The following is a 12,997-nucleotide window of genomic DNA, read 5'->3' as shown; positions in this document are numbered from 1 at the left end:
AGCACCACCCTCATAGCGCATTGAAGTACCGCTCGCCACGCGAGTTCAGGCGCAGGAACGATTTATCAACTCAAGTGTGAGGCGGTGTCCGGAGGTACGGGGGCAAATCCAATCTCCGCGGTCGATCTTGCTGATTAGTGTTTGCCCGGATTTCTGCATAGCGCTTTTGACAGCAGCAGCTTGTACTGGATTATCTTCCACCAGCGTACTATTCATATATCTCACCTCTTCTTTCGAACCGGCAGACCGGCGGATCCAGCCCTCGACAGATGCACCACATGGAGGGATGCGAAATCGGGGCGGACTACGACCATAAACAGCTAAATCACACAGACGCTAAAAATAAACTGGGAGAATTTTTATCCCTTAAAAGGACCGAGTTCCGCCTCGACGCTCTCGTCAGCATCTTTTTTTAAGATAATTGTTGTCGTACGGGAAGATAACCCCCCTGATAGGGGGATACTGATTGTTCAAGGGTGGCACATTCGCTTGATGAGAGTCCTGGACGCGGGGTTTGTCGCATTTGAAGAGAAGGAGCGAATCGAGTTCGCGTGCACTCGAGCGCCCCACCGTTCGACGGATCGCCTCGACATGTCAGTGATTGACGTCTGATGTGCGCACTTGGATTCGGGGGGTATGGGGGGTGATGTCGCACGTTGCCACAGTCGGTAGCGCGCAGATGTGAAGGAAAGCACGCAGGCACGCTTCGTCAGCGAATGGGCCGCGCCATCAGTTCATCGAGTAGCGCAGCGAACGAGGCGACCAGTCGCTCGTTATCCGGCGAATATCGATCGATCAGCGCACGCTGTCGTTGCCGATACCACGATGCCGGCGCACCGTGTGTTTGGAGTATCTGGTGACAACGTCGCGCCTATAAATAAATTCAAATCCAGACTGACGTGGCCATTCGAGATTCGGCGTCGAGTTCCTTACCGGCCGATCTCATTTCCAGCAATTCAAAATATGGAGCAGGGATAGTGACTTCACGCAAGCCACATACAGGCTTTCCTAAAATACCCTAGGTCCGAAGGTTCCTGACACATTTGATTCATACTGTCGTTATCAGACAGGCGTCCCTCTCCCGCCGCCAATTCAACGTCCCGGCAACAGCGAAAGTCGGGACGCACAAAAAAGCGGTCGCGCAACGGCGATCCGCCCATTGACATTGCAAATGAGCCGCCAATCTTTCTCCTTCTTCAACTAACTTTAGCCACTAAAAAGCACGCTGTTAATGGTTGCACCAACCCAGACGCCACTCAGGATGCCAACGACGCGCCCTCGCAACATCGCCCGCACATCTTCATCCTGGATAAACACGCTACGCCGGGACCGGAAGACTGTTTTCAGCAACAACGGCCGCGGCAGGACCAAACAGGCCGAGACGACAGCTTCTATCACCAGTCGCAGGCCGAGCCCCTGCCCGATGGAAGAAGGCAAAACCCAATGATCCATCGCGACGGAAGCGAACCACGCGATACATGCACCGAATAGAAGTCCCACAACAAATCTGTCGACCGAATACCTCGAATCCATGATCCTTTCGACCTTCTGCGACTCGTTCGCGAGTTCACTGCTCTTGCCATATCTCTCATCGAGTCGATGATAAAGGGCACGGTAATCGCAAGGCGTCACAAAAAGTGAATTAGCGGCTTCGGTAAGCGCACCCGACATGGAGATGCGCCATGTTTCAATCATTCACAAATCACCTCACCACGTCCTATACGATCCACATATCGGACTATCACTTGGGAGAACGGCGCAATTAGTCGATTTAAAATATGGATTACTGATCAAGATGGAAGGTTCTCGACTCTCACGAAACCGGCATCAGGAAGAACACCTTTTCCGAGGTTGACGCCTGCGCATCACTGACCTGCAATGCGCAAGCCAGTCTGATCGATGAGACTTACCACACACGCGCATTAGAGATCTTCATGGAACACGTTGCCGCGGATGATCGCCAGCCCTGCACAATCGACGAAGCGGAACTCGGGCTGGCCAGACGAGAGTTCTTCTTTGTCTATCAGCCCAAGCTACGGATGCAGGAAAGCCGGTTGTCCGGCTTCGAATCACTGTTGCGATGGCGGCATCCGTCGCGCGGTGTTCTTATGCCGGAATCTTTTATCGGCCTCGTAGAGAATTCCCCTCTCACTGGGAGTTTCACGGACTTCGTCGTCGAGGAAGCGGCACAGACGCTGGCCGACTGGACGGTTCGCGGCTACGACACGCTGTCGTTAGCCATCAATCTTCCCGCGAGAGAAATTGGCCGGCCCGGACTGGCGAACAAACTCTCCGCCCTGCTCGCAGCGCGTTCGGTTGCGGCCTCACGATTGCAAATCGAGCTGACCGAAACCACCGATCCGGGCTCGCTTGACACACTCGTCTCAGCCGTGGAATCCCTCAGGCAATTCGGTGTCAGCGTTGCAATCGACGATTTCGGCTCAGGGTGCTGGTCGCTTACGATACTGTCCCAACTTGGGGTGGACACGCTGAAGCTAGACCGCAAGTTCATGTCCGGCATTCAGGAGAATGCCAGGTCAAGGGTCGTCGTCGAGGCGCTCATTCAGCTCGGACAAAGACTTGGAAAGCAAGTCGTCATCGAAGGCATCGAAACCGAAGCGCAGTTCGCTTGGGCCAGCACAATTGAGCATATAGATTGTCAGGGCTATTACATCTCTGCCCCGATCAAAGACGAACAAATAGACGAGTTCATTGCGAGACATGGTCTTGTTCATTAGCGGCGCCACGCGAAAATCCGCGTGACGGGATTGCCCGAAGAGGGAAAGCCGGCTTAAAAGACCAAGGTCGAGATCAGAGAAGCTCGCGGATGAGGCTATCCGCCTGGGGCCATTCGCCATAACCGGCTGCGGGGTTCAGATGTCCCACTTTGCCAAGGTCGACGAAGCGGCTGCCCCAATCCACAGCCATAGCGGCGACGCGATCGAACGCCGCAAGCGGATCGTCGCGGCTGGCTCCAACAATGCTGGGGAACGGCAGCGGTTTGCGCGGAATCGGCAACCACCCGTGATCCTCGAGCACGTCCAGTGTCGGATAGCCTGCGGGCATCGGCGCTTCCAGGTCCGCCGGGGCAGCCAGCAGCGCGCCGTGGATCGGGCGGCTGTGGATCTGCGCCCAGTGCACCGCAATCATCACGCCGGCACTGTGAGCGACCAGTACGATCGGACCATCGATCTTCGCGATGGCCTCGTCCAGCGCCGCGACGCGCGCCGCGCAACTGAGCTTGTCGTATTCGAGCGGCGGCACTGAAGCTGCTTTGCGAAGGCGGGTCTGCAGCAGTGTTTGCCAGTGTTCGGCCACATGGTCACGCAGGCCGGGCACGATCAGTATCGTAGGTGCCGTATCGGGAGTCACGACGTCGATTCCTTCGGGTTAATACGGCCGGTCGCCAACAATCCCGGCTCGCTCCATCTTGCGATGGCACGGCGCGTAGTCCATCACCGCATAGTGCTGCGTGCTGCGGTTGTCCCAGATCGCGATGCTGTTCGGCTTCCAGCGCCAGCGCACCTGGTACTCGGGGATGTAGGCCTGGCTGATGAGATAGCGCAGCAGATCGCCCGCCCCCGGATTGGCGTCCTGCCCGAAGCGCACGCGTGCCGGCGTATGGTAGTTCGTGATGTGCGTCGTGAACGCATTGACGAACAGCACTTTCTCACCCGTCTCAGGGTGCGTGCGTACAACCGGATGTTCCGCATCGGGGAATTGCGCTTTCAAGGCGTGCCGCTTCTCGATCGGCATCACCGCACCAAAGCTCGCCTCGATGCTGTGGCGTGCGCGCAGATCGGCGATCTGTTCCTTGACGTGCGTGGGGAGGTTCTCATATGCGAGCACCATGTTCGCCCACATCGTATCGCCACCAACGGGCGGACATTCCACGCATCGCAGCACGGCGCCGAGCTGAGGAGCCTCGCGCCAGGTGGCGTCGGAATGCCAGGCGTTTTCGTAGCGGTCGTTAGGCTGGTCGGGCGACTTGTAAATTCGCACGAGGCCCGGATGCTCGGGATCACTGCCCGCCACCGGGTGATCTTCCAGCTCGCCGAAGCGGCGCGCGAATGCGACATGCTCAGCACGGCTGATCTCCTGATCGCGGAGGAACAGGACGCGATGCTTGAGCAGGTTCGCGCGAATCTCGGCGAAGAGGCCATCGTCGTGGATCGCGTCGGCAAGCCTGACGCCCACCAGTTCGGCGCCAATGGCGTTGTTGAGTTGTTCGACAAGCATGTCGCTCTCCTTAAATCACGAACACGGATGAGCCCGTTGTCTTGCGCGATTCGACATCGCGGTGCGCCTGCGCAGCATCCTCGAGCGCATAGCGCTGATTGATCTCGATGCTGATGCGGCCGGCCGCGACGTGGCCGAAGATTTCCGCGGCCAGGTCCGCTTTTTCAGCCGGGTCGGCGATATAGTCGGCAAGCGCGGGACGGGTCAGATACGGCGATCCTTTCATGGCCAGGATCTGCGGATTGAATGCCGGAATCGGTCCCGATGCCGTACCGACGCAAACGATCAGGCCGCGGCGTTTGACCGAATTCAGCGTGGCGTCGAATGTATCCTTACCGACGCTATCGAAAACCACATTGACGCCGACGCCGTCAGTCAACTCGCGCACGCGCGCGGCGACATCTTCGTGGCTGTAGTTGATGGTGTGCGCGCAGCCATGCGCGCGGGCGACTTCCGCCTTCGCTTCGCTCGACACAGTGCCGATCACCGTGAGCCCCAACAGCTTCGCCCATTGCGAGACGATCAGCCCGACGCCGCCCGCGGCAGCGTGAAGCAGAATGGTGTCGCCGGGTTTGAAGTCATAGATGCGCCGCATCAGATACGCCGAGGTCAACCCGCGCATGGTCATGGCTGCCGCGGTCGCGCAGCTGATGCCTTCGGGGAGCTTGATCAGCGGCGCGGCCGGACAAAGGCGCTCCGTGCTGTAGGCGCCCAACGTGTTGATAAAACCCGTGTAGGTGACACGATCACCTGCCGCGACGTTCGTCACGCCCTTGCCCACCGCTTCGACTACGCCTGCTGCTTCCACACCCATGCCAGCAGGCAACGGAACCGGATAGAGTCCGGAGCGGAAATAGGTGTCCGCGAAATTCAGGCCAACCGCCTCATGACGCAGGCGAACCTCACCCGGGCCCGGTTCACCGACTTCAACGTCTTCGTAACGCAAGACTTCAGGGCCACCGGTCTCATGAAAGCGGATTGCTTTCGCCATGATTCGTTCTCCAGTTTGTTTCTCGATTGACTTAAGGGAATGCGGCTGCTGAAGGACCAAGGCGCACACGGCGCAGAGGTCGATTACGGCACGGTCTCCCGGTGTTGCTATGACTACGCTACGCCGCGCCGCTCGCAAAGCAGTTTGGCCAGCCTCCATCTTCAACCGCCTTCGGCAGAAAATCTGCATTGCCACGCTGGTCGAGTTTTGCCAGCGCATCGGGCACATGTCGACGCAACGGCAGAGGGATCAGTGGAACGAAGATACGGCAATCCGCCGCTACGGATTTCGTTTTTGATGACATTCTTTTGTGATTTGACGACACTGCGCGTTAACACCGATCCACGCCCATGGGCCGTGGACCGTCGCCGTGACATGCGACACCGAGCAGCCGCGTCATTCGCAATGCTAGGCAAGGTCAGTAACGAGGTGATGCGAATCCATCCAGTCGTAGCTCGAACTGCCGCTTGCCCAGGCCCAGTTGGTTCGACCATCGTTTGCCCTCGTTGCTGGACGATCGACTGTCGCCGGGTTCGCTTCCGTCCTGCCGTCCTTTGCCTGAGGTGCGAGGTATTGCGTCTGCGTTCCGTTTTGTCCATCGTTAGTCATAGCTGAATTTCCTTTTAAAAGAACTGGCTGCAGCACCAAGCTGCCAACCCGGGCAGCTACGTTGCAAGGAGTGGGCCAACCCAGTGCGAGAAATCCAGACCATTGATTTAACGAAACAATGCTCTTTGCACGCCGCGACGCTAGCTGCAAAAGTGAAATTTTAATTTCACTTTTGGGCTCGCCAGAGAGATGCGCCGATATCCATCGGATTCCTACCTTTCTCGACAAGCCCGCATCGCAACTGTCGCCGGTGACCCCTTCACGCATCCCAGACCCGACTGGCTGCTCCATACAAGGGTTTATCCCCTTTGCCTCGACGATCGTGGCCGACTTTGTCAATAGATGGGCTGATTTAGGTAGTCGATTTGCGTTGAGTCTGGACTACGATCGGTTCAACAGTTTCCCCTGCCGGAGTCTTCAGTACTCCCCGCCCGTCCCTGCGTCGCCGTAAGCAGCTTTGCGGATTGACACTCGCCCCTCTCGCCTTGGGAGGGCATCGACGCGAACGCTGTCGCCAGCGCCTCGCATCAGTGAGACGACACGATTGCGATCCGTTGGCCACGCCAGATGCGACACGGCGACAGCGTTTCGGAAACAGACAGGCAAGTGCATTCATTAACGACTAGCAGAGAAAGAGATGAACGAAATCGGTGGTTACGACATTGAAGACCTGGAAGCCGGCATGAGCGCGACCTATGCGAAAACCCTCACGGAGGCGGACATCCAGTCCTTCGCGGCCGCATCGGGCGACAACAACGCCGTTCACATCGACGAGGCATTCGCGCGGACCACCCCGTTCAAAGGGTGCATCGCGCATGGGATGCTGACCGCAGGTGTGATTTCCGCGGCTCTCGCCGGGCACCTTCCGGGGCCCGGCACCTTGTACCTCGGCCAGAATCTGCGTTTCAAGGCACCGGTTCGGCCTGGTGACACGGTGCATGCAACGGTGTCGGTGAAAGAACTGCAGTTGGAGCAGCGCCGGGTCGTAATGTCGACCGTATGCACTGTCGGAGGAAAAGTGGTGATCGACGGCGAAGCGGTCGTCATGGTGACATCTCGCGCGCGGCGCCTTGCCGAATGCGCGACCCACGCTGAACCGTCGGCCAGTGTCGTTCAATCAGACGAGGCGGTGTATTCATGTCGTTAAACGCACCTACTGAATATTTGCAGGGATTACTCGATTCCGGACCGCTGTTCTGGCGCGCGATGGCGAGCATGAAAACGGACGATGACCATCACGATCAGAACGCCACGCACGTCGAACCGGCGCCACCCGGAATACGGCTCGCTCCCACAGCCCTCCTTGATGCGGTCTCGTCGTACTGGCCACGGATGACGTCGGTCTGGACCCGCTCACTGGCCAGCACACTGGGCGCGCAAACCGAGCCTGTGATCGCCCCCAAGCGCAGCGACCGCCGCTTTCTCGCCGAAGACTGGCGCAACAATGCGTGGTACAGCCTGCTCAAGCAGACCTACCTGCTCAACGCGGGGCTTCTTGAGGAAGTGGTCGACGCGGCTGTGCTAAGCGAAAAGGACAAACAGAAGCTCGTGTTCTTCTCGCGGCAGTTGATCGACTCGCTCAGCCCGGCCAATTTCGTCGCGACCAATCCCGAGGCGCTCAAGCTCGCGTTCGAATCCAACGGCGACAGCTTGCGCCACGGCTTCACCAAACTGCTCGACGACATGCAGCGCGGCAACATCTCGATCACAGACGAGACCGCTTACGAGGTCGGGCACAATGTGGCGGTGTCGCAAGGCGCAGTCGTGTTCGAGAACGATCTTTTCCAGCTGATTCAGTACGCGCCGCTCACGGACCGGGTCGCCAAACGTCCCGTGGTAATCGTTCCGCCCTGTATCAACAAGTACTACATTCTCGACCTGCAGCCTGAGAATTCCTTCGTGCGCTTTGCCTGCGAACAGGGGATGACGGTGTTCATGGTGTCGTGGCGCAACCCCGACGCCACCATGGCGCAGACGACATGGGACGACTACGTCGAACTGGGTGCGTTGACGGCCATCGACGTGGCGCGCACGATCAACCGCGCCGATCAGGTCAACGCCGTGGGTTGGTGTGTGGGCGGCACCATTCTGTCATCGGCAGCGGCGATCTCGCGCGCTCGCGGCGAGGACAAGCTTGCCAGCATCACCTTGCTCACCACGATGCTGGATTTCGAAGAGCCTGGCGAGCTGGGCGTATTCATCGACGAAGCCGGCGTCACTCAGCGTGAAAGCGCAATCGGCAGGGGCGGCATCTATTCGGGCAAGGAACTCGGGTTCACGTTCCAGACCTTGCGGGCAAACGATCTGATCTGGCCTTACGTGATCGACAACTATCTGAAGGGCAAGTCGCCGATGGCATTCGACCTGCTGTACTGGAACGCCGACAGCACGAATCTGCCCGGCCCCATGTACACCTGGTATTTGCGCAACATGTATCTGGAGAACAACCTGTGCAAGCCGGGACGCTTGACGGTGTGCGGCACGCCCGTCGATCTCGGACACATCGATGCCCCGACCTACGTGCTGGCCACGGAGGAAGACCACATCGTGCCCTGGCGATCGGCCTATCGATCGACGCGACTCGTCGGCGGCCCGACCCAATTCGTTCTCGGCGCGAGCGGCCACATAGCCGGGGTCGTCAATCCTGCATCGAAGAACAAACGAAGCTTCAAGGCCGGTGGCGATTCGAGCGGCGATTCGCAGGCGTGGCTCACGTCAGCCGAAACACAGCCGGGCAGTTGGTGGACGCACTGGATCGAGTGGCTCAAGCCGCACGCTGGAGAATCGGTGAAGGCGCGCACGAAACCGGGAAGCGCCCTTCATAAGCCGCTCGAAGCGGCGCCGGGACGCTATGCGAAGGTTCGCACGGCATAGCGCTGCATCGGGGCGGGCGCGCGGTCGCGCCCGCCCTGTCGATCGCGGTGAGCTTGCGGATAGCGCCAAACGGCGTCGGACGCTGACGTTACAATGACGAACGTGGTGCACCGACATCAACGAGCCTCGTCAACGCCATGCAATCACCCAGCGCCACCGTCCCGATCTCACTCGTCAATGGCTTCCTTGCCGCGGCGGGGGCACGGCCAGGCCTGGTCGGCAAGTATCTGGACGAGGCGAGCATCTCCCCCGCGCTTCTGAGCGAGCCGGGCGCGCGCGTCACGGAGGAACAGTTTTCAACGCTATACCGTGCGCTCGCCATCGAATTCGACGATGAAATGCCCGGCATCTTCGCGCGTCCGATGCGCAGCGGCACGCTGAAGTTTCTCTGTCTGAGCCTGCTCGACGCACCCAATCTGGAAACTGCCATGCACCGGTTCGGGCAGTTCTTTCACATCGTGCTCGACGACTTCAGGTTCGAATCGCGCAGGGACGGCCTGATAGCGTGCGTCGCCCTTCATCCCGATCCGTCATCGAAGCTCAGCATGCTCGGGCAGCAGCTCATGTTAAAGCTCGCGCACGGCGTAGCATCCTGGCTGATCGGTCAGAAGATTCCCCTGCTGCAAGTCGAGTTTGCGTTTTCCTGCCCGCCGCACACGGTGGATCATCTGTATCTGTTCCCCGGCCCGGTCCATTTCGATCGCGGGCAAACGCTGATGCGCTTTAGCGTCGGGTATTTCGACATGCCCATCCGCCAGCGCAAAACGAATCTGCGCAACTTTCTCGCGCGCGCGCCGGAGGACTGGATTTTTGTTTCCTTTAGCGAGCAGCTCACGAGCCACCGCGTCAGACAGTACCTCGCCGCGTGTTTGCCCGATGTGCCGACCATTGAAGAGGCCGCGCGCAGTCTGCACTGCTCGGTGCGCACGCTGTGCCGGCGCCTCGCCGCGGAGGACACTGCATTCCAGACGCTGAAGGACGAACTGCGGCGCGATATCGCGATCCAGCGACTCACGGGTACGCATGACGCCATCGCCGCGATTGCGGGCGATGTCGGCTTTGACGACCCTACCGCGTTTCATCGGGCTTTCCGGCACTGGACCGGCAGCACGCCGGGCGAATACCGCCGCCATCCCTGAGCGGCTGCTCACGCCATCGCACGGCAGCGCCCACACGTTGCCCCGCGCTACGAAGTGAGCGCATAGGCGAGCCGCCCGCTTCGCGCGGTCGTGGCCGACTTTGTCAATAGATGGGCCGATTTAGGTAATCGAATTACGTGCAAACGGGACTACGATCGGCTCACTGTTACCGCGCCGGCCCATCGAGTCTGCCTCTGCCCGCGCTCCCTCTTCGATTGCACTTCTGGAAATCCATCATGAGCTACACGGCACCCGTCAAAGATATGCTGTTTGTCATCAATGAACTCGCCCATCTCGATCGCGTATCGACGCTTGCAGGCTTCGAGGATGCTACCGCCGACACCGCGCAAGCGGTGCTCGACGAAGCGGCGAAGTTCACCTCAGACGTGATTGCGCCGTTGAATGTCGAAGGCGACAGAAATCCAAGTAGCTTGCGCGACGGCGAAGTGTTCGCCACGCCGGGCTTCAAGGAAGCCTTCCGCCAGTTTGCCGAAGGCGGCTGGCAAGGTGTCATGCATCCCGTCGAGTACGGCGGCCAGGGCTTGCCCAAACTGCTCGCGACGCCTTGCATCGAGATGCTCAACGCCGCCAACCTGTCGCTCGCCCTGTGTCCGCTGTTGACCGACGGCGCGATCGAGGCGCTCCTGACAGCCGGCACCGACGCACAAAAGGAAGCCTTTTTGCCGCAACTGATCTCCGGCGAATGGACCGGCACGATGAATCTGACCGAACCCCAGGCCGGCTCCGACCTGGCCTTGGTCCGCACGCGCGCCGAGCCCCAGGGCGACGGCACCTATCGCGTGTTCGGCACCAAGATCTTTATCACGTGGGGCGAACACGACATGGCGAAAAACATCGTCCATCTCGTGCTGGCTCGCACACCGGGCGCGCCCGATGGCGTCAAGGGCATCTCGCTTTTTGCCGTACCGAAGTTTCTCGTCAACGAAGACGGCTCGCTGGGCGAGCGCAACGACGTGCATTGCGTGTCGATCGAACACAAGCTCGGCATCAAGGCGAGCCCGACCGCGGTGCTGCAGTTCGGCGATCACGGTGGCGCAATCGGCCAACTGATCGGCGAGGAAAATCGCGGCCTCGAATACATGTTCATCATGATGAATTCGGCCCGCTTCGGTGTGGGCGTGCAGGGTATCGCCGTAGCTGAGCGCGCGTATCAGAAGGCCGTTGCATATGCGAAGGACCGCGTGCAAAGCCGGCCGGTGGATGGCTCCGCGAAGCAGTCCGTCGCGATCATCCAGCACCCGGATGTTCGGCGCACGTTGATGACCATGCGCGCGCTGACCGAGGGCGCGCGCGCCCTCGCCTACGTCGCCGCCGCGCACAGCGATATCGCGCACCGCCACGCGGACCCGGCCGTGCAGGCGGAACACCAGGCCATCTACGAATATCTCGTGCCGATAGTGAAAGGCTGGAGCACGGAAATCTCTATCGAAGTGGCCTGCATGGGCGTGCAGGTTCACGGCGGCATGGGCTTCATCGAAGAGACGGGCGCAGCACAGTACTACCGCGACGCCCGCATCCTGACGATCTACGAAGGCACCACGGCGATTCAGGCGAACGATCTGATCGGGCGCAAAACCTTGCGCGACGGCGCAGCGGTGGCGAAGGCCATCCTCGCCCAGATCGATCGAACGCTGGGCGAATTGCGCGAGTGCGCGTCGTTCTCCTCCCACCCCGCATTCCGGTCACTGCACAAGCGGCTCACGACAGGCCGCGAGGCTCTCGCGAACGTGGTGGAATTCGTGCTCGCCAATGCCAAAAACGATCCGAATGCGGTATTTGCCGGCGGCGTGGCCTACCTGAAGCTCGCCGGCATCGTCCTCGCGGGCTGGCAATTCGCCCGTGCCCTGCTGGTGGCTGCCGGGAAGCACGGTGAGGATCAGTCGTTCTATGACTCGAAGATCGCCACCGCTCACTTCTTTGCCGATCACATCCTGACTCAGGCCGTCGCGCTCGAGGCATCCATTGTCAGCGCGAAGAGCAACGAAGGCATGCTGGCGCTGAGTGAAGACCAGTTCTAAAGAAAAGGCATCACATCGTGACAGACACAAGTCTCATTGAGCAGTACGGCCCCCGCGAGTCGATGGAATACGACGTGGTGATCGTCGGCGGCGGCCCGGCTGGCCTGTCCGCGGCGATCCGCCTGAAACAGTTGGCGGCTGAAAAAGGCGTCGAGCTGGGCGTGTGCGTACTGGAAAAGGGCTCGGAGATCGGGGCGCATATCCTGTCGGGCGCGGTGATGGACCCGCGCGCGATCACCGAACTGATGCCGGACTGGAAGGAACAAGGCGCGCCGTTGACGGTCGACGTGACCGAAGACCGCTTCCTGTTCCTGACGGAAACCGGCTCGAAGAGCGTGCCGGCCTGGGCGCTGCCGGACAACTTCAAAAATCACGGCAACTACGTGATCAGCCTCGCGAACGTCACGCGCTGGCTTGGGACAATGGCCGAAGCGCTCGGCGTCGAAATCTTCCCGGGCTTTCCGGCGGCCGAAGTGCTGTACAACGACGATGGCTCGGTGAAGGGCGTGGCCACCGGCAACCTCGGCATCGGCAAGGACGGCGAGCCGACCGAAAACTTCCAGCTCGGCATGGAACTGCACGCGAAGTACACGCTGTTCTGCGAAGGCGCGCGCGGCCACCTCGGCCGTCAGTTGAACGATCGATTCAAGCTGCGTGACGGCGCCGATCCGCAGGTCTACGGCATCGGCATCAAGGAGCTGTGGGAGATCGATCCCGCGAAGCACAAGCCCGGTCTGGTGATGCACACGGCTGGCTGGCCGCTCGAAAACGACACCTACGGCGGCTCGTTCCTCTATCACATGGATAACAACCAGGTGGTGGTCGGCTTCGTGGTCGGCCTCGGCTATTCGAATCCGTATCTGTCGCCGTTCGAGGAATTCCAGCGCTACAAGACGCATCCGGCGATCCGCGCGGTGCTCGAAGGCGGCAAGCGCGTGTCGTACGGCGCGCGGGCGATCACCGCCGGTGGCCTGATGTCGCTGCCGAAGCTGGTGTTCCCCGGTGGCGCGCTGGTCGGTGACGACGCGGGCTTCCTGAACGCATCGCGGATCAAGGGCTCGCATGCGGCGATCAAGACCGGCATGCTGGCCGCCGAAGCCGCGTTC

Annotated in this window: 11 protein-coding genes; 6 read left to right on the top strand and 5 right to left on the bottom strand. The window is 60.2% G+C overall.

Annotation, left to right across the window (positions count from 1 at the left end; translation table 11 throughout):
- Positions 1-1,206: 1,206 nt before the first annotated feature.
- On the bottom strand, positions 1,207-1,695 hold the full coding sequence (locus HV770_RS37460; protein WP_175166437.1) for a hypothetical protein: 489 nt from the start codon (positions 1,693-1,695) through the stop codon (positions 1,207-1,209).
- A 239-nt stretch (positions 1,696-1,934) separates the two neighbouring features.
- Between HV770_RS37460 and HV770_RS37455 the strand changes: the two genes are divergently transcribed.
- Positions 1,935-2,738 carry an EAL domain-containing protein gene (locus HV770_RS37455; RefSeq protein WP_175166436.1) on the top strand — a complete coding sequence of 268 codons (804 nt, stop codon included), beginning with the start codon at positions 1,935-1,937 and terminating at the stop codon, positions 2,736-2,738.
- A 73-nt stretch (positions 2,739-2,811) separates the two neighbouring features.
- Here the strand turns inward: HV770_RS37455 and HV770_RS37450 are convergent, their stop codons facing one another.
- The 4 genes from HV770_RS37450 to HV770_RS37435 form a co-directional block, all read right to left on the bottom strand.
- Positions 2,812-3,372, bottom strand: a complete 561-nt coding sequence (locus HV770_RS37450; RefSeq protein ID WP_425497560.1) for an RBBP9/YdeN family alpha/beta hydrolase — start codon at positions 3,370-3,372, stop codon at positions 2,812-2,814.
- 18 nt (positions 3,373-3,390) lie between these two features.
- Positions 3,391-4,239, bottom strand: a complete 849-nt coding sequence (locus tag HV770_RS37445) for a TauD/TfdA dioxygenase family protein (protein ID WP_175166435.1) — start codon at positions 4,237-4,239, stop codon at positions 3,391-3,393.
- Between the two features lie 10 nt (positions 4,240-4,249).
- Positions 4,250-5,230 carry a quinone oxidoreductase family protein gene (locus tag HV770_RS37440; RefSeq protein ID WP_175166434.1) on the bottom strand — a complete coding sequence of 327 codons (981 nt, stop codon included), beginning with the start codon at positions 5,228-5,230 and terminating at the stop codon, positions 4,250-4,252.
- 118 nt (positions 5,231-5,348) lie between these two features.
- Entirely contained in the window at positions 5,349-5,534 is a 186-nt protein-coding gene (locus HV770_RS37435) for a hypothetical protein (protein WP_175166433.1), read from the bottom strand.
- Positions 5,535-6,476: 942 nt separating this feature from the next.
- Between HV770_RS37435 and HV770_RS37430 the strand changes: the two genes are divergently transcribed.
- From HV770_RS37430 to HV770_RS37410, 5 genes are all read left to right on the top strand, one after another.
- Complete coding sequence (locus tag HV770_RS37430) at positions 6,477-6,986, top strand: MaoC family dehydratase (protein WP_175166432.1); 510 nt, start codon at positions 6,477-6,479, stop codon at positions 6,984-6,986.
- Positions 6,977-8,713 carry a PHA/PHB synthase family protein gene (locus HV770_RS37425; RefSeq protein WP_425497559.1) on the top strand — a complete coding sequence of 579 codons (1,737 nt, stop codon included), beginning with the start codon at positions 6,977-6,979 and terminating at the stop codon, positions 8,711-8,713. Before HV770_RS37430 ends, HV770_RS37425 begins: the two co-directional genes overlap by 10 nt.
- Positions 8,714-8,850: 137 nt before the next feature.
- Positions 8,851-9,852 carry an AraC family transcriptional regulator gene (locus HV770_RS37420; RefSeq protein WP_175166431.1) on the top strand — a complete coding sequence of 334 codons (1,002 nt, stop codon included), beginning with the start codon at positions 8,851-8,853 and terminating at the stop codon, positions 9,850-9,852.
- Positions 9,853-10,088: 236 nt separating this feature from the next.
- Complete coding sequence (locus tag HV770_RS37415; RefSeq protein WP_175166430.1) at positions 10,089-11,891, top strand: acyl-CoA dehydrogenase; 1,803 nt, start codon at positions 10,089-10,091, stop codon at positions 11,889-11,891.
- 17 nt (positions 11,892-11,908) lie between these two features.
- Positions 11,909-12,997, top strand: a 1,089-nt coding sequence (locus tag HV770_RS37410; RefSeq protein ID WP_175166429.1) for an NAD(P)/FAD-dependent oxidoreductase, incomplete at its 3' end; no start/stop codon positions are given.

The sequence above is a fragment of the Paraburkholderia fynbosensis genome, from assembly GCF_902859935.1.
Classification (GTDB): Bacteria; Pseudomonadota; Gammaproteobacteria; order Burkholderiales; family Burkholderiaceae; genus Paraburkholderia; species Paraburkholderia fynbosensis.
The sequence above is the reverse complement of the archived record's forward strand: the minus strand, read 5'-3'. Positions and strand labels throughout refer to the sequence as shown.